Annotated in this window: 16 protein-coding genes; 2 read left to right on the top strand and 14 right to left on the bottom strand. The window is 69.9% G+C overall.

Features of this window, described 5'->3' with window-relative positions:
* Positions 1-96 precede the first annotated feature (96 nt).
* The 7 genes from ASF76_RS01975 to ASF76_RS02005 form a co-directional block, all read right to left on the bottom strand.
* Entirely contained in the window at positions 97-1,218 is a 1,122-nt protein-coding gene (locus tag ASF76_RS01975) for a sugar phosphate isomerase/epimerase family protein (RefSeq protein ID WP_055952157.1), read from the bottom strand.
* A complete protein-coding gene (locus ASF76_RS01980) occupies positions 1,215-1,622 on the bottom strand; it encodes a C-glycoside deglycosidase beta subunit domain-containing protein (protein ID WP_055952160.1) in 408 nt (135 codons plus the stop codon). The genes ASF76_RS01975 and ASF76_RS01980 overlap by 4 nt, the downstream gene beginning before the upstream one ends.
* An 88-nt stretch (positions 1,623-1,710) precedes the next feature.
* The gene (locus ASF76_RS01985; protein ID WP_055952163.1) at positions 1,711-3,258 is read right to left on the bottom strand and encodes a GMC oxidoreductase; all 1,548 of its coding nucleotides are present in this window, start codon (positions 3,256-3,258) and stop codon (positions 1,711-1,713) included.
* Positions 3,255-4,049 carry a TIM barrel protein gene (locus tag ASF76_RS01990; RefSeq protein WP_055952165.1) on the bottom strand — a complete coding sequence of 265 codons (795 nt, stop codon included), beginning with the start codon at positions 4,047-4,049 and terminating at the stop codon, positions 3,255-3,257. The genes ASF76_RS01985 and ASF76_RS01990 overlap by 4 nt, the downstream gene beginning before the upstream one ends.
* Before the next feature lie 118 nt (positions 4,050-4,167).
* Positions 4,168-5,004 (bottom strand): carbohydrate ABC transporter permease, encoded by an 837-nt coding sequence (locus tag ASF76_RS01995; RefSeq protein WP_055952168.1) that lies wholly within the window; start codon positions 5,002-5,004, stop codon positions 4,168-4,170.
* A 1-nt stretch (position 5,005) separates the two neighbouring features.
* Positions 5,006-5,983: a carbohydrate ABC transporter permease gene (locus ASF76_RS02000; RefSeq protein ID WP_082484794.1), complete on the bottom strand. Its 978-nt coding sequence runs from the start codon at positions 5,981-5,983 to the stop codon at positions 5,006-5,008.
* 72 nt (positions 5,984-6,055) lie between these two features.
* Positions 6,056-7,348 (bottom strand): ABC transporter substrate-binding protein, encoded by a 1,293-nt coding sequence (locus ASF76_RS02005; RefSeq protein ID WP_055952171.1) that lies wholly within the window; start codon positions 7,346-7,348, stop codon positions 6,056-6,058.
* A gap of 227 nt (positions 7,349-7,575) precedes the next feature.
* Here ASF76_RS02005 and ASF76_RS02010 point away from each other — a divergent pair, with 227 nt between their 5' ends.
* On the top strand, positions 7,576-8,514 hold the full coding sequence (locus ASF76_RS02010; protein WP_055952175.1) for a LysR family transcriptional regulator: 939 nt from the start codon (positions 7,576-7,578) through the stop codon (positions 8,512-8,514).
* Between the two features lie 179 nt (positions 8,515-8,693).
* On the opposite strand, the gene ASF76_RS02015 is transcribed toward ASF76_RS02010, so the two are convergent.
* From ASF76_RS02015 to ASF76_RS02040, 6 genes are all read right to left on the bottom strand, one after another.
* Positions 8,694-10,172 (bottom strand): C-glycoside deglycosidase beta subunit domain-containing protein, encoded by a 1,479-nt coding sequence (locus ASF76_RS02015; RefSeq protein ID WP_055952178.1) that lies wholly within the window; start codon positions 10,170-10,172, stop codon positions 8,694-8,696.
* 72 nt (positions 10,173-10,244) lie between these two features.
* Complete coding sequence (locus ASF76_RS02020) at positions 10,245-11,546, bottom strand: C-glycoside deglycosidase beta subunit domain-containing protein (RefSeq protein ID WP_055952179.1); 1,302 nt, start codon at positions 11,544-11,546, stop codon at positions 10,245-10,247.
* 348 nt (positions 11,547-11,894) lie between these two features.
* Positions 11,895-13,061, bottom strand: a complete 1,167-nt coding sequence (locus tag ASF76_RS02025; RefSeq protein ID WP_055952183.1) for a thiolase family protein — start codon at positions 13,059-13,061, stop codon at positions 11,895-11,897.
* A 3-nt stretch (positions 13,062-13,064) separates the two neighbouring features.
* Positions 13,065-13,703 carry a 3-oxoacid CoA-transferase subunit B gene (locus ASF76_RS02030; RefSeq protein ID WP_055952186.1) on the bottom strand — a complete coding sequence of 213 codons (639 nt, stop codon included), beginning with the start codon at positions 13,701-13,703 and terminating at the stop codon, positions 13,065-13,067.
* A gap of 76 nt (positions 13,704-13,779) precedes the next feature.
* Positions 13,780-14,523 carry a 3-oxoacid CoA-transferase subunit A gene (locus ASF76_RS02035; RefSeq protein WP_055952189.1) on the bottom strand — a complete coding sequence of 248 codons (744 nt, stop codon included), beginning with the start codon at positions 14,521-14,523 and terminating at the stop codon, positions 13,780-13,782.
* Positions 14,524-14,608: 85 nt separating this feature from the next.
* The gene (locus ASF76_RS02040; RefSeq protein WP_235561210.1) at positions 14,609-15,817 is read right to left on the bottom strand and encodes an FAD-dependent monooxygenase; all 1,209 of its coding nucleotides are present in this window, start codon (positions 15,815-15,817) and stop codon (positions 14,609-14,611) included.
* A 59-nt stretch (positions 15,818-15,876) separates the two neighbouring features.
* Here ASF76_RS02040 and ASF76_RS02045 point away from each other — a divergent pair, with 59 nt between their 5' ends.
* Complete coding sequence (locus ASF76_RS02045; protein ID WP_235561211.1) at positions 15,877-16,404, top strand: MarR family winged helix-turn-helix transcriptional regulator; 528 nt, start codon at positions 15,877-15,879, stop codon at positions 16,402-16,404.
* Positions 16,405-16,412: 8 nt separating this feature from the next.
* Here ASF76_RS02045 and ASF76_RS02050 read toward each other — a convergent pair whose 3' ends face one another.
* Positions 16,413-17,180, bottom strand: a complete 768-nt coding sequence (locus ASF76_RS02050; protein WP_055952193.1) for an IclR family transcriptional regulator domain-containing protein — start codon at positions 17,178-17,180, stop codon at positions 16,413-16,415.
* Positions 17,181-17,192: the final 12 nt, after the last annotated feature.

The raw sequence follows: 17,192 nt of genomic DNA on the forward strand, positions 1-17,192 counted from the left end.
TGTGTGGAAGTGGTCCCGGTGGCTTCGACGGGCTCAGCCACCTCGGCCGCGGGGTCCCTGAGCTTGTCGAAGGGGGTCCCTGAGCTTGTCGAAGGGTCAGGCGCGCACGGCGTGCGCGAGGTGGGTGTTCAGAGCGCGGCGTGCGCTCGCTGCATCCGTGATCATTCGGGATCCGGCGGCCTCGGCCGCCGTGCGCTGGATGGCCTGCTCTCCGCGGATGATCTCGAAGGGGCTCTGCCAGTGGTTCCAGTGCCAGCCCTCGTACTCGCTCGAGACGGCGCCGCTGTAGCCGTTCTCGACGAGCAGCGTGATGAGGTCGGCGACGGGCACCGAGGGCTCGTTCCCGTTCTCGTCGATGCCGAAGAACTTGCCGTGCACGTGCTTGACCCACGGCATGATCTCGAGCCAGTCGTCCACGCGCGCCGGACCGAACAGGCCCGTGCCGTTGATGCCGAAGTCGATGCCGAGGTCGGGGCGGCCGTGCTGGTGCGCGAGGCCGATGAAGCGGCCGAAGCGCTGACCGTGATCGGCCTGGTCGGCGGGCGGGCCCTGCTCGTAGAAGTCGTCCCACAGCCGCACGACGGCGGCCAGCAGTTCCTCCGACGCGCCGCGACGGCGGTAGGCCTCGATGAGCGAGGGGGCGAAGCCCGAGACCGTCGCGCCCCAGTCCATCGTGAAGCCGAGGAAGGGCGAGCCGACCTTGTCGTAGCGATCGCGCAGCGCCAGGATGCGCGGGTGGGAGGCGTACTGATCGGCGTGCACCTCGAGGGCGAGCGTGACGCCGTACTCCTCGGCGATGGGGGCCAGGGCCTCCATCGAATCGGGCGTGATCGAGATCTGCACGCGGGCGATGGGGAAGCCGAGTTTCGCCGCCGCCGCGATCTGCTTGCGCATGTACGCGAGGAGCTCGTCCTGGTCCATCAGCTTGTCGGGACGCAGGCCGATGTCGGCGTTGACCGCGAGCGAGGTGCGCACGAGCCCGACCTCGTCGACCAGGTCGTTGAAGTGTCCGGCGAAGTGGTCGTCGATGTCGGGGAAGCCGCGGAAGCTCGAGAATCCGATGATCTCCAGTCCCGGTCCGAAGCCCTCGGCCGCGGTCTTGCGGATCAACTGGTCGAGGTCGTACTCGCGGCCGTGGAAGGCGCGGGTGAAGCTGTAGAGGGTGACGCCCTGGATGGGCGTTCCTTTGTCCGGTCCCTGAGCCTGTCGAAGGGTCATGCGCGGGCCTCCTCGACCTGGCGGACGGTCATCTTCTTGGTGTCGTGCTCCTCGATGTGCAGCACCTGGTCGTCGGCGATGATGATGTACGGGATGTAGAGCTCGAGGTCGACGCGCACCTCGTGCTCCCCGGCATCCACCGGGACCTCTCCCGACAGCACCGCCGAGTCGGTGGGGAACCACCACTGCTCGATGTTCGTCTTCATCTCGGCGAAGGTGAGCTCCTCGCCGTTCATGCCCCAGCGCAGGGAGTCGGCGGGCGCCTCGACGCCGTCGACGGTCAGCTTCGCCCCTGAGATGCAGGATGCCGGCAGCGCCCGGTACCAGGGCAGGCGCACCTCCACCGACGCGCGTCCGCCGTGGGCGGTGAGCGTCCCCTGCTCGATGATGCGATCCGGGATCACGATGACCTCCTCGTCGGTGCGGCCTCAGCCGCAGACCTCTTTGTCTTGATTCCTACACACTAATGTCTTTTTCCTGCATAAGCAAGAATCAGACCGCTATGGATTCGGTGGCGACCTGCTCCCGCGACAGCACCGCCGCAATCTTCCGCGCCCCCCGCACCGCCAGTGCGACCGACGTCAGCGTGGGATTGCACGCGGTCGAGGTCGGGATGACCCCGTTGCCGGCGACGAAGAGATCCGGGACGCCCCACACCTCGCTGTCGACGTCGCACACGCTCGTCCCGTCGTCGACGACACCCATCCGGGTCGAGCCCTGGTAATGCAGCGACGACCCCGGCGGCAGGGTGAACGGACGACTGTCGAGCGGATCGCCGACCGCCTCACCGAGGCGCACGATCTCCTGCCGCGCCCGCTCCATGACCGCGTGGTCGCGGGCGGTGAACGTGTAGTGGATGCGCGGGGCCGGCATCCCGTAGCCGTCGACGTGCTCGTCGTCGAAGGCGACACGGTCGTCGGCCTGCAGGTCCTTCGCGCAGAAGAGACCGAGCCCCACGATCGAGCCGGGCACGACGGGATCGTCCTCGGCGAGCGGGATGGGCGAGGCGTCCAGCTGCATGATCTGACCGTGGAAGGGCATTCCCTCGGTGAACGGCACCCAGCTCACGCCGCTGTACTCGGCCAGACCCGTCGCGGGCGCATCGGCGTCGAGGGGCGGCATGTCGCGCAGACGCGCCGCGAAGACGATCTGCGCCTGGTCGTTCAGGTAGCGACCGAGCGCGGGGGAACGCACGCCCGACGCCCACAACAGTTGCGGGGTGCGCAGCGCGTCGGCGGCGACCACCACGAATCGGGCCGCGACCTCGTGCTCTCCGCCTGAGCGCAGGTCGCGCACGCGGACACCCGCGGCGCGGCCCGCGTCGCGCAGGACCGCTGTCACGAGGGATTCGTCGATCAGCGAGAACCCGGGATTGTCGCGCGTCACGTCGCCGAGCACCACGTCGGACCCCGACCACACCAGACGGCCGTCGTCGCGACGGTGGGCGGCCAACGGCATCCGTTGCACCCGGGTCGCCTCGATTCGACCCTCGTCGACGGCGGCCGACAGTCGCTCGCGCACGATCGCCCCGAAGGGCGCGCCGTCGAACGCGTCGGTGCGCACCCCGAGCAGTCGCTCCCCCTCGGCGAGCAGCTCGTCGAGGTCGGGCAGGAAGGTGATGCGCTCGCTGTCGTTCGGACGCGGGCATGCGCCCGTCCAGTGCGCCGACATGCCGCCGACGTTGCTCGACATCGCCGCGACCGGCATCCCGTCTTCGCCGTCGAAGGCGTACCCGTCCTCGAGCAGGAAGGTGCCGGGGCGCGCCCCGCGCACCCCCGCCTTCGCCGCGCCCGGGTTGGCGACCTTCGCGCCCCGCTCGCCGGGGCCCTCCGACGCCATCTGCGCGCGGGCGCGCTCGGCGGGGTCGGCGATGTTCTTCACGTGCGCGCCGGGAGGGTCCGACACCGTCGGGCCGACCTCGAACATCGCGATGGTCGCGCCGGGCGCACGCTCCGAGAGGATGCGCGCGTAGGCCGCACCCGTGGGGCCGCTACCGACGATGACGACGTCGACCGAGTGCGGGTACCGCCGGGCGTTCATGCGGCGCGTGCGATCTCGACGACGTGGGCGACCGAGGCCTCCGACGCGGTGGTCGGGTAGTACTCCAGGCCCACCGGGCCGTCGTAGCCGGCGTCACGCAGCAGGCGGAAGCGCTCGGTCCAATCGAGCTCACCCGTCCCGGGCTCTCCGCGGCCGGGGGCGTCGGCCAGCTGCACGTAGTGGATGAGATCGCCGGCGCCGGCCAGCTCGGCCTCCATGTCCTCACCCTCGACGGCCGAGTGGTAGATGTCGTACAGCACCCCGAACTGCGGCGAGGCGACGCCCCGGGCGACGTAGACGGCCTCGGCCGTGCGGTCGAGCAGCGAACCGGGGTGGTCAACGCGCACGTTGACCGGCTCGAGCACGAGACCGATCCCCGACCCGTCGATCTGCGCGATCGCCTTCTGGTAGATCTCGACGAGCTTGTCGAGCTGCACCTGGCGCTTCCACCCGCCGAAGCCCGTGCCGCTTCCCACGACCAGGCGCGGGCAGTCGAGGTCGCGGGCGATCTCGACGCCCTCGTCCAGCTTGCGGAAGAACTCCGAGTGATCCCACGGCGGGATCATGAACTGCGTGCGGGGCTCAGCCAGCTGCGCGGTGAGCTGCACGCCGGTCTCCTGCAGCGCCGCCTTGAGGGCGGGGAGGTCCTTCGGCGTCGCGGGTGCGTCGACGCCGGTCGGACCCCACATCTCCACGGCGTCGAAGCCCGCCGCCGCCGCTGCGCGCACGCGGTCGTGGTAGTCGCCGGCTTCGGAGAAGAGGAGTTCGATGTTGGGGGCGAGCTGGTACACGAGGTGTCCTTTCGAGGGGTGGGGGGCGCGACGATCCGCGGATGCCGCGCTCCGCGGCATCCATCGGGGTGGGCTCAGCCCGGGAGGCCGGTGGTCCGGCCTCCGTGATGAGAAGGCGTCAGCCCTTCAAGCCGCCGGCGAAGCCCTGGATGAAGCGCTTCTGGGCGAAGAGGTAGAAGGCGAGGATCGGGATCATCGAGACGATGACGATCGCGAAGATCTGGTTCCAGGCCGACACGAGGGAGCCGATGTAGTAGTACATGGCCACCGGCAGGGTCTGGTTCGCCGATCCGCCGAGGAAGATCAGCGATGTGAAGAAGTCGTTCCAGACGATGAGTCCGGCGAGGATCGCAACGGTTCCCGTCGCCGGCGACATCAGCGGCAGGACGATGCGGAAGAAGATCTGCGTGCGGCTCGCGCCGTCGATGGTCGCGGCCTCCTCGTACTCGGTGCCGAGCCCGCGGAAGAAACCCGCGTACAGGAAGATCGACAGCGGCAGCAGCATGCCGGTGTAGAGGATGATCATGCCCCACGCCGATCCGGTGAGGCCGAGCGCACGGGCACCGATGTAGAGCGGGACAGTGCCCAGCTGGGTCGGCAGCACGATGGCGACGAGGAACAGGTAGTACACCACGCGGCTCCAGCGCCGCGTGCTGCGGGCGATGACGTAGCCGGTGAGGGAGCCCAGCAGCACCATGAGCACGATGCTGCCCGCGGTGATGATGGTGCTGTTGACCAGGCCCATCACGACATTGGAGTTACCGGTCGCGGTGAGCACCTTGACGAAGTTGCCGAAGTCGGGGGCGGCGGGAGGCGCGAGCGTCGACGACGTGATGACCTCGCGGTCGGACTTCAGCGACGTGGTGACGAGGAAGTAGAAGGGGAGCAGGAACACGAGCGCGGCGATCCAGAACAGGAATTCCCGCAGGCCCGTGAGCTTGGTGTAGCGGAACATGTCAGTTCTCCTCCGAGCGGCCGTTGGTCAGACGCTGCTGCACGACGGCGAAGACCAGGATGATGAGGGTCAGCAGCAGCGCGAGCGCCGCGCCGTAGCCGAAGTTGCCGAGCGCGAACGACTGCTTGTAGACCTGCGTGGCGAGGGTCTCGGTCGCCGCGGCGGGCCCTCCGCCGGTGAGCGCCATGATCTGGTCGAACACGCGCAGGCCGTTGACGAGACCCAGGGTGGTCGCGATCGCGACGGCGGGGCGGATCGAGGGAAGCGTCACGTGCCAGAAGCGCTGGCGGAGGTTCGCGCCGTCGATCGCCGCGGCCTCCTCGATCTCGACCGGCACGGCCGCGAGTCCCGCCATGTAGATGACCATCGCGAAGCCGATGTTCTGCCACACCAGCACGACGAGGATCGTCCAGATCGCCCACGTGGGGTCGGCGATCCAGGCCCGCGCCACCGAGTCGAGGCCCATCCCCCGCAGCACGATGTTGAGCGGGCCGTTGTAGTCGAAGATGAACTTCCAGATGTAGGAGGTGGCCAGGGGGCTCAGCACCACCGGCATGAAGAAGAGGGTCCGCAGGATGTAGCGGCTCTTCAGCCCCCGATTCAGGCCCAGCGCCACGCCGAGGCCCAAGACGTTGCTGAGGATCACCGCGCCGAACGCCAGGAACAGGGTGTTCCACAGGGCGCCGATCTTGGTGGGGTCCTGGAAGATGCGCACGAAGTTGTCGAGCCCGACGAGGTCGAAGGCTCCGATGCCCGTCCAGTTCGTGAAGGAGAAGAAGCCGCCGATGCTGGTGGCGACGTAGTGGATGCCGATGACGAAGAGCACCCCGGGAAGGGCCCACCACCAGTAGCCGAACTGCAGCAGACCCTTTCGCCGCGGTGCGGGTGCGGTGCGGCGGCGGCGACCGCCGCGGCCGGGCAGGACCACGCGTTCGGTCTCGGTGGCGGCGATGTCGCCGCTTCGGAAGGTGGTGCTCATCAGATCCTCGTCATCCTCGATCGGGGTGCGGCTCCGCCGCCCGGGTCTCGACGTCCCGGGCGGCGGAATCTGTCAGTTGCCCCAGGCCGAATCCATGTTCTGAAGCACCTGGTCGATGCTGGTCTGGCCGGTCAGCAGACCCTGGACGCCCACCTGCAGCGCCTCGTAGACGGCCGGGTTGGGCCAGACGTTGTTGGGCAGCGTCGTGTACGAACCGTTCGAGATGTCGGTGACGACCTCGGAGTAGATCGTGTCGCTGAGGTCGAGGTTCTTGTACTCCGAGATGGGGAGCAGACCCGAGGCCTCGTAGTACTTCTGCTGCGCCTCGGGCGTCGCCAGCCAGTCGACGAACTTCGTCGCGGCATCCTTCTTTGTCGACTTCGCGTTGATGGAGATCGTGTAGTTCGAGCTCGCCAGCACGTAGGGCTCGCCGCCGTCGGCCGCCGGGAAGGGCTGCACCTTGAAGTCGGCCTCCGGCGGGGCCGCCGTGGCGATCTCGACCGCCGAGCCCGACGGGATGAAGCTGCCGACGGAGGTGCCCTGCGCGAGGCCGTTGGTGATGGCGTCGAAGCCGCCGCCCTCGGCACCGGGCTGGAAGCAGCCGGCGTCCTTCAGGTCGACGATGGTCTGGAGCGCGTCGGCCCAGCCCTCGCTGTCGGCGAAGGTCGTCTCGCCCGCGGCGCGCTCGGTGTTGAACTCGGGGTCGGAGGCGTACACGCGGGTCGCGGCGATGCCCTGGGCGGTCAGGCCCGCGTTGGGACCGGCGGCACCGGCGAGGGCGAGCATCGATTTGCCCTGGCCCGCGAGGGCCGCGCAGTCCGCGTAGAAGTCATCCATGGTCGTCGGCCACTCGGTGATGCCGTTCATGCCGGCGGTCCCCATGCTGGCGACGACGGCGGCGATGGTGAAGTCGAGGGGCTGACCGTAGGTCTTGCCGTCGACCTCGAACAGCGGTTCGCTGCCGGAGGGCACGAGCGAGGTGGCCGTGTCGCCGAGGGGCTCGAGGAAGCCGGCCTCGGCGAGGGGGATGAGGCCGCGGGCGTCGCCCGATCCGGGCGTGGTCTGCACGACGTCGGAGGCGTTGCCGGCCTGGAGCTGCGTGCGGATGGTCTCGCCGTACTTGTCGTTGGGCGTGGGGTTGGTGGTGATGGTCACACCGGGGTTCGCCGCCATGTACTCCTTGGCGAGCGTCTCGTAGGGGCTCTCGAGGTTGTTGGAGGTGGCGAAGGTGAACGTGAACGATTCGGAATCGCCCTCCGCGGCGCCGCCCGTTCCCCCGCCGGAGCACCCGGCGAGGACGAGAGCGGCGGTGGCGGGAAGAGCGAGGAGACCTGCGATCCGCGTGACGCGGCGATGCTGAGTCATGGCCAGCCTTTCTGACGACGTTGTCGGCGAGCCCTTCGGTGGGAGCGCCTGTGCTGTGTGACTCAGTATCCGCGCGATGCGTAGAAAACGCACATAAGTCTTCACGATGTGGCGCATAAGGCGAGGCGGCCGCTGCCCCATCGCTCGTGGATATGCGGCCTAGCCCGGGCATAGATGCGGTTGATACGATCGGCCCACAGCTTCCCCGAGCGAAGGATCACGACTTGGTGACCGATCATGCGACGCTCTCGCGCCTCGACCTGAACCTCCTGGTCGCCCTCGACGCCCTGCTCACCGAGCGCAGCGTCACCCGCGCGGCGGAACGGCTGCACCTGAGCCAGCCCGCCCTCAGCGCATCGCTGGCGCGCCTGCGCACCCACTTCGACGATCAGATCCTGGCCCGACGCGGCAACACCTACGAACTGACGCCGTTCGCCGTCCGACTCACCGAGCACACGACGACGGCGCTCGAAGCCGCCCGCCGCGTGTTCGAGAGCCAGGCGTCGTGGTCGCCCGCGGAGTCCACCCGCGAGTTCTCGATCTACGGATCGGACTACGGCTTCGTCACCGTCGGCACGATCGTCTCGCAACTGGCCGCCGAGAGGGCGCCCGGCGTGCGGTTCCGCTACATGCTGCACAACCCCGGCATCGTCGAAGACGCGACGAACCGGCTGCGCTCAGCCGACGGCATGGTCATCCCGCACGGCCCCGTCTCGGGGCTGCCCTACCTCGACCTCTGGCAGGACGACTGGTTCGCGGTCGTCTCGGCCGACAACGGCGACGTCGGCGATGCGCTGACGATGCAGAACCTCGCCGACATGCCGTGGGTGCTCACGTTCCAGTCGCGGTCGGCCTTCACCTCGGCCGCCCGTCAGATCCAGCAGCTCGGCGTCGAACCGCACATCGAGGTGGTGCTCGAGAGCTTCCTCTCGGTCGGACACTTCGTCAGCGGAACCCGTCGCGTCGGGCTCGTGCAGTCGGCCCTCGCCCCGCACCTGCTGCGCATCGGCGGCATCCGGGTCGTGCCCCTGCCGTTCGCCGCGACGCCCCTCGTGAGTGCACTGTGGTGGCATCCCTCGCACACCCGCGATCCTGAGCACGAGTGGATGCGCGGCCTGTTCGCCGAGGCCGGCCGCGTCATCGCCGCCGGGCACGCCCCCGCCTAGCCGGCGCCCGGACCCGCGGCCGCGTGCCGCGGGTCGCTCCCTCAGCGATGAGCACAACCTCCGTGGCATCCCGGCCGTTCCGGCTGAGGATGCGCGAATCGCTGACTTTGCGCGCGGCCGGGGTCGCCCCACCGACGGGGCGCGGCGAGCCCCCACGCACGCCGCACCCCGCGGTGTGCTCAGACGGCCGCCGTCACCGCCCGCATCGACGTCCGGATGAGGTCGTGCTGGCGGCGCACGAGCAGCAGGGGGTCGACCTCGCCGAGTTCGGCGAAGGCGTGGCCCTCCCATTCGCTCGACCAGAAGCCGCGGTACCCGCCCTCGACGAACACGCGCACGAGCTCGGGATAGTCGATCGCCGGCTCCTGACCGCTGTCGTCGATGTCGTAGAACTTCGCGTGCACGTGCAGGATCTGCGGCATGATGTCGGCCCACTCCCGCGGGTCGACGTGGCCGTGCATGTTGAAGGCCAGGTGCGCGAACGACCCCAGGCGACCCGGGTCGAAGTCGCGGCCGCGCAGGTAGCCGAGGAACTCCTGCTGGCGCTCGCGCATCGTGGCATCCGTCGCCCAGATCTCCTGCAGCTTCGCTACCGCCTCGTCGTCCAGGCCCGCGCGCCGCACGGCACGCAGCAGGGTCGGCGACATCGCGTGCATGGTCGAGGAGAAGTCGGCCACGAAGCCCAGCAGGGGCGAATCGAGCTCGGCGTACGTCTCACGGACCCGCAGGACGGGCTCCGCGTTCGGCCCCATCGGCGCGTGGATCTCGTAGGCGAGCTTCAGCTCGAGGTCTTCGGCGAGGGGGAGCAACCGCCGCAGCAGCTCGGGCTTCGCGCTCTGGATGCGAACGAGCGGGAAGCCCAGCTTCTTCGCCCCCTCGAACATGAGCGTCGAGAACGCGAACTCCTCGTCGGGGGTCATGTCGCGATCGCGCCGCCGCCCCATGTCGAGGTTCGCGCCGAACGAGCTCGCGACGAACCCGTGCCGGTCGAAGGCCGCCCGCCACGTGCGCACGAAGTCGTCGCCGACCACCGGGTAGGTCGGCACCATCTGGGATGCCACGATCTCGATGCCGGGGCCGATCCCCAGCTCCGCGACGCGGTCGAGCAGACCATCGAAGTCGAAGTACCCCGCGCGGAACTCGGCGCTCGCCGAGTACAGCGTCAGACCCAGCTGGAACGGGTCGTCGTCGCTCGCCGGGGACGGCGGCGTCACGTCCGACACGAGCGCGGGGGTCCCGGCATCCGCGTCGACGACGGTGAGGGTCTTCACGTCGTGCACGACGTTCGGCACGTACATCCCGGGACCGCCGTCCTGGCCGGGCGCGATCTGCATGTAGGGCAGGCGCAGCTCGCCGTGCAGCACGACGTCGTGCGTCTCGCCGAGGGCGACCGGGGTAGCGCGGCGCGCGATCAGCAGCGGGTGCTCCTGCAGGAACCAGAGCCGTTCGCTCTGTTCGGGCAGTTCGTCGAGCCGGTAGGAGGTGTCACCGAATGCGACCCGGAGGTCGTCGGCATCCACCTGCTCTCCGTCGACGGTGAGGGCGAGGGTCGTCACCGATGACAACCAGAGGCTGCGGTACCAGGGGATGGTCAGGCGCAGGGCGAGCCCGTCGGGGTGCGCGCGCAGGCTGTCGTCGTGGATGAGGCCGTTGGGCATGGGGGTCTCCTCAGTGCGGTGGCGCGGGTGCGGTGGATGCGCGTCGGGCGGGGTGGCCGGTTACAGGCCGGCTCAGATGCGATCGGCGATCTGACGCATCAGCGAGTGCTGGCGGCGGACCTGTTCGATGCTGCGCCAGGGTTCGCGCTCTCCCTCGTACTCGCTGGAGAGGTACCCGGTGTACCCCGCGTCCTTCAGCGCCTTGAGCACGGGCTCCCAGGGGATCTGCTTGTCGTCGAGCTGCTCGTCGATGTCGTGGAACTTCGCCTGGATGAACACCACGTTCTCGATCACGTCGAAGACGTCGGCGGGATCGACGTGGATGCCGTCGAGGAAGGCCGGGCGCTGCCCTGGCAGTTCGCCGGGCTTGAGCGGGATCGGGCGGTCCTGGAAGATGCCGGTGTCGAGCAGCAGGCCGAAGTGCTTCGTGCCGGTGCGGCGGATGAGGGCGATGTAGTCGTCGACGACCTCGTGCTTGATGGGGGTCGGCGAGTGGATCTCGGGACAGATGATCACGTCGAGCTCTTCGGCCAGGGGCAGCGAGGCTTCGACGACCGCGGTCCAGATCGGGTGCGGGATGAGGTCGCTGGAGACCACACCGATCTTGGGCCGCACGAACCGGAAGCCCAGGCGCTGGGCGAGGCGCAGATCGCGTTGCAGGGCGGCCGCCCCCTCTTCCACCGTCATGTCGCGGCCGTTCGGGCCGCTGGAGTGCAGGCGGGTGTCGATCCACGAGCCGTAGTTGGTGGGCTCGAGGCCGTACTTCTCGAGGAGCGCGAACCAGTCGTCGACCCACTCCTGCGAGGGGTTCGGGTAGTTCGGCACGTGTCCCTCGCCGAGGATCTCCACGCCCGTCGCCCCGAGGTCGGCTATCGAGGCGAGCGCGGTCTCGAGGTCCATCACCGTGCCGTAGTCGCCCATGTAGCTGTACAGCGAGACGCCGTAGCGGAAGGGGGCACCGGATGCCTCGGGCGCGAGCGTGACGTACTTCGTGACGCGGTACCGGCTCGGCTGGTGCTCCTCGGGGATGTACGACATGCGCAGGCGCAGATCGATCGACAGCTCGTGCGTGCCGTCGGGCAGGCCGCCGGGCAGTGGCACGGTGATGATCGCCGCGTCCTCGAGCGGCCACCGAACGCCGTCGCCGTCCCACAGCTCGGCGAGCGTGTACTGCCGGCCCTGCAGGGTCCACAGCGGCACGTCGGATGCCACGTCGACCAGACCCGGGATGCTCACGCCGATGCCGTCGATCAGCGAGGCCGCCATGCCCCGGTAGGACGGCATCCGCACGCGGAACTGGAAGCCGGTGATCTCGCCGCTCTCCCGGACGTTGCGGAAGCCGACGGACTGGATGAGATCTCTCTCGAGAAGCATCGTCGCTCACTCTCTGTGGTGTCGCTCCGACGCTACCCCGCTTTTGCCTCATTCAGACATAAGGCGTTCTGATGCCGCACATCAGCCCGCCTCGACACTCGCCCCCGGGCCTACCGAAGCCCCCTGGTCCCACTTATGCACAGTGCATGTCCCACAAGTGGCGGCTCGGAGCGCTCCCACACAGCCACAAGTGGGACACGGTCACGGCCGGACGCAGCGGCCAGGGCACCGCCGCGGCCCCTCGTCCCACTTACACATGGAGCATGTCCCACAAGTGGCGGCTTGGAGCGCTCCCACACAGCCAAAAGTGGGACATGGCCTCATCGCCACGACCTCACCGCCGCCGCGTCAGCGCTCCAGCACCACCGCGAGCCCCTGGCCCACCCCGATGCAGATCGCGGTCACGGCCACACCGCCGCCGCGGCGCTTCAGCTCGTGCGCGGCGCGCGCGATGATGCGCCCGCCCGAGGCGCCGAGCGGGTGCCCGATCGCGATCGCGCCGCCGGCCTCGTTGAGGAGCGCCGGGTCGAGCTCGGTCCACAGCTTCGCGCACGCCAGTGTCTGAGACGCGAACGCCTCGTTGAGCTCGACGAACGACACATCCGCCCACGTCCGGCCGGCGCGAGCGAGCGCGCGGTTGGCCGCCTCGACGGGGGCGACGCCGAACACGTCGGGGTCGTTGCCGAACGCGGCGCGACCGGCGATGCGGGCGAGGGGCTCGGCATCCAGCGCGCCCTCGGAACCCAGCAGTACCGCCGAAGCCCCATCGTTGATGGGCGAGGAGTTGCCCGCGGTCACCGAGCCGCCCGCGCGGAACGCCGGACGCAGGCCCGCGAGCACCTCGGCGGTGGAGTCGTCGCGAATACCCTCGTCACGGGCCAGCACGTGGCCCTCGACCTGCACGATCTCGTCGTCGAATCGACCCGCGGCCCAGGCGGCGGCGGCGAGGCGGTGGCTGCGGGCGGCGAAGGCGTCCTGCTCCTCGCGCGAGATGTCGTAGATTTCGGCGAGCTTCTCGGCGCTCTCGCCGTTCGAGATCGTCCAGTCCTTCCTCAGGCGCGGGTTGGTCATGCGCCAGCCGATCGAGGTGTTCCACATCGTCTGGTTCGCCGCGGGGAAGGGCCGGGGGCTCTTCTCGACCACGAAGGGCGCGCGGGTCATCGACTCGACACCGCCGGCGAGGATCACGTCGGCGTCTCCGGCCTCGATCGCGCGCGAGCCCTGGATCACGGCATCCAGAGACGATCCGCACAGGCGGTTGATGGTCGTGCCGGGTACCGACGAAGGAAAGCCCGCCAGCAGGGCGCCGAAACGCGCGACGTTGCGGTTGTCTTCGCCGGCCTGGTTGGCGTCGCCGAAGATGACGTCCTCGATGCGCGCGGGGTCGATCCCGGTGCGTTCGACGACGGATGCCATGACGGTCGCGGCGAGATCATCGGGGCGCACGTCGGCGAAGGCCTTGCCGTGCCGGGCGAAGGGGGTGCGGACGGCGTCGTAGACGAAGGATGCGGGCATGTCTCAGGCCTCCAGGCTCAGACCGAGCAGGGACTCGATCTCGGCGTGCGTGTTGTCACCGAACAGCTCGCGCACACGGAAGCCGTCGGGGGTGACGTCGAAGACGCCGTGGTCGGTGTACACGCGGGAGACGCAGCCGACCCCGGTCAGCGGGTAGCTGCACGCCTCCACGAGCTTGGGATCGCCGCCCTTGGTGAGCAGGTCGGTCATGACGTAGACGTCCTTCGCCCCGATCGCGAGGTCCATCGCCCCGCCGACCGCGGGGATCGCCCCGGGCTCCCCCGTCGACCAGTTGGCGAGGTCGCCGCCCGCCGACACCTGGAACGCCCCCAGCACGCACACGTCGAGGTGGCCGCCGCGCATCATCGCGAATGAGTCGGCGTGGTGGAAGTACGCGGCTCCCGCGAGGGCGGTGACCGGCTGCTTGCCGGCGTTGATGAGGTCGGGGTCGACACGTCCGCGCTCGGGCGCGGGACCCATGCCGAGCATGCCGTTCTCGGTGTGCAGCACGATCTCGAGCCCTTCGGGCAGGTAGTCGGCGACGAGGGTCGGGGCCCCGATGCCGAGGTTCACCACGGCGCCTTCGGGGATGTCGGATGCCACGCGGGCGGCGAGCTCAGCGCGGGCGATGCGGGTGGTCACTGCGGTGCCCCTTCGTCGGTGCGTGCGTCGGTGTCGGGCGCCGGGCCGATGGCGCGGGCCGTCTGGGCGGGGGCGCTCACGATGCGTCCTCGTCGGCGAGAGGCCGGCCCTCGATGTCGACCCCGCCCACGAACTCGCCGTCGCGCAGCCAGGGACGCTCACCGACCGCGACGACGCGGTCGACGTAGAGCCCCGGGGTGACGACGGCCTCGGGGTCGAGCCCGCCGAGCGGCACGATCTCGTCGACCTGCACGACGGTGGTCGCCGCGGCGGCGGCCATGATGGGGCCGAAGTTGCGCGCCGTCTCGCGGTAGACGAGGTTGCCCCACCGGTCGGCTGCCCGGGCGCTGATGAGCGCCACGTCGGCACGGATCGGATACTCCAGCACGTAGTCGCGCCCGTCGATGCGCCGTGTCTCCTTGCCTTCCGCCAGCTGCGTGCCGAAACCGGTGGGGGTGAAGAAGCCGCCGACACCGGCGCCCGCGGCGCGGATGCGCTCGGCGAGGTTGCCCTGCGGAACGAGCTCGAGCTCGACCTTGCCCTCGCGGTACAGCCCGTCGAACACCCACGAGTCGCTCTGGCGGGGGAACGAGCAGATCATCTTGCGCACCTGGCCGGCCGCGAGCAGGGCGGCCAGACCCATGTCGCCGTTGCCGGCGTTGTTGTTGACCACGGTGAGGTCGCGGGCGCCCTGCGCGATGAGGGCGTCGATGAGTTCGACGGGCTGACCGGCGCGTCCGAAGCCGCCGATCATGACGGTGGCCCCGTCGCGGATGCCGGCGACGGCCGCCACGAGGTCGGGAACGGTCTTATCGATCATGGAGGCTTCCTGTGTTCGCTCTGCGAACGTTCGTTCGCTTTACGCACACTTTATCGCCGACCGCCGGCTAGGGCAAGACCCGCGATCACTCCAGGTGCGCGTAGTCCGGGAGCTCGACGGCATCCGCCGGAGGGGTGAACAGACCACTCGCGAGACGCGCGACGACAGGGGTGGATGCCACCCACAGCACCCCGCGGAACACCCCGACGCCGAGACGCGAGGTCGGATTCGCCAGCCGCGGGGTGCCCGGGGGAAGGCTCTGCGCCTGGGCGACGTAGGGCCGCATCACGCGCTCGTATCCGCGGAACGCGTCGCGGTGGTCGACGTGGGCTGCGAGCTCGCCCGCCAGCACGTAGGCCCCGGCGAGGGCGAGGCTCGTCCCCATGCCGCTGACCGGCGAGGCGCAGTACGCGGCGTCTCCCACCAGCGCGACCCGACCGTTCGACCAGCGGGGAGCCCGCACCTGACCGATCGCGTCGGTGTACAGCTCCTCCGCGCGGTCGAAGCCGTCGAGCACGCGCGCCGCCTCCCAGCCGGCATCGGCGAAGGTCTCGCGCAAGCGGCGGCGCTGCGCGTCGACATCGCCGCGGTCCGTCCGTGGGCGCTCGCGGTCGGTGACCACCGACATCGTCGCGCGGATCGTGCCGTGCGGATCGGGCCGCAGGGTGATCGACCGGCCGCCCGGCGCGGAGTACCAACGCCACCAGTCGTCGTCCGCGGCGGTGCGGGGGATCGTGCCGTACGTCGTCTCGAGCCCCAGCGAGCGGATCTGCGGCTCATCACCGAAGACCAGCCCGCGCGTTCGCGAACCGATCCCGTCGGCGGCGATGACGAGTGCGAACCGCTCCTCGCGCGCCCGCTCGAAACGCACGACGACTCCGTCGGCATCCTGGTCCACCCCAGTGACCCGGTCACCGAAGCGGTACTCGGTGCGCCCGGCGGTGCGCTCGACGAGTAGCTCGGCGAGGTCTCCGCGCAAGATCTCAAGCTCGGCGGTGGCGCCGTCGGAGTCGCCGCGGCCCGCGGGGAACTCCGCCACGGTCCGCCCGTCACGTCCGACGAACCGTGTGCCCACCTCCCCCGTGGTCGCCGCGCGCACCGCGGACTCGAGGTCCATTCGCCGCAGCACCTCTCGTCCGGCTCCGCGCACGTCGACGTTCTGTCCGCCTGTGCGGAGGCCTCGAGCACGCTCGACGATCACCGTCTCGTAGCCGTACCGGTTCAGCCAGTACGCCAGGGCCGGGCCCGCGATGCTCGCCCCGCAGATCAGCACCCGTCGATGAGAGATCGCCATCTTTCCCCGTTTCGTTGATAATCAATGAGATTGGCAATCTACACGACTATCATGACGACGTGCCCGCGCTCGAAGACTCCCCCGACGCACGCGACGACCGCCGCGAACGCGAACGCGCGCGTCGCACCGAAGCCCCGATGGGCGACGACGACATCCGCGCGCGCGTGCAGCGCGTCACCCTGCGCCAGCAGCAGTTCGAGCGACACGTCGCCGCCACGCTCGCCGTCGACGCCCCCGGACTCGAGGCGATGGACCACCTCATCTCCGCCGGTGCGGCCACCCCCACCGAACTGGCCCGGCGCCTGGGCATCTCGACCGCCGCGATGACGCTGGTGCTGCACCGCCTCGAGAACGCCGGGCACATCCACCGCGAACGTCACCCCCACGACGGGCGCAAGCTCGTCGTCACGGCCGTCGATCAGTCCCGCGACCGCGCGCGCGACCTCGTCGCGCCGTTGATCGACGGCGTCGAACGCGTGGTCGACGACATGGATGCCGCGGAGCGCGCCACCGTGCAGCACTTCCTCGACCGGCTCATCGGCGTGTACGACCACGCCCTCGAAGCCGCGAACCCGCCCCCGCGCTGACGCTGCGCTCAGACCAGGCGGAGCTCCGCATCGATGGCCGAAGCCGCCGCCGTCAGCGGCGGCAGGCACCTGTCGCGCCACTCGTCGACGTCGCCGCGCGCGCTCGCCGACACGTTGACGGCGGCCACGACGCTCCCGTCGCGCCCGTGGACGGGCACCGCGAGCGAGCGCAGCCCCTGTTCGAGCTCCTCGTCGACGAGGGCCCATCCCTGCGCGCGGATGCGGACGAGCTCGGCCGTCAGCACGTCGACGTCGGTCCGAGTGCGCGAAGTCAGCGCCTCGGGTCGCGCGGCTGCGATCAGTTCCGCGACGCGATCCGAGGGCTCGGCGGCCAGCAGCACGCGGCCCATGCTCGTGGCGTACGCCGGGAAGCGCGTGCCGATCGTGATGCCCACGCTCATGATGCGCCGCGTGGGGACGCGGGCGACGTAGACGATGTCGTGGCCGTCTCGCACCGCCGCCGAGACGCTCTCGTCGATGTCCCTCGACAGCCGCTCGAGGTGCGGCTGCGCGATGGCCGGCAACGACAGCGCCGATAGGTAGCTGAAGCCCAGCTCGAGCACCCGCGGCGTGAGGGCGAAGTCGCGCCCGTCACTGCGCACGTAGCCGAGGGTCTGGAGGGTCTGCAGGAACCGTCGCGCCGCGGCCCGGGGAAGGTCGGCCCTTCGCGACACGTCGCTGAGGGTCAACGTCGCGTGGTCGGCGTCGAACGCCCGGATCACCGCGAGACCGCGCGCGAGCGACTGGACGAACTCCGGTTCCGCGCTCTCACTCACCGGCTCACCCTA

The sequence above is a fragment of the Microbacterium sp. Leaf151 genome (assembly GCF_001424225.1).
Classification (GTDB): Bacteria; Actinomycetota; Actinomycetes; order Actinomycetales; family Microbacteriaceae; genus Microbacterium.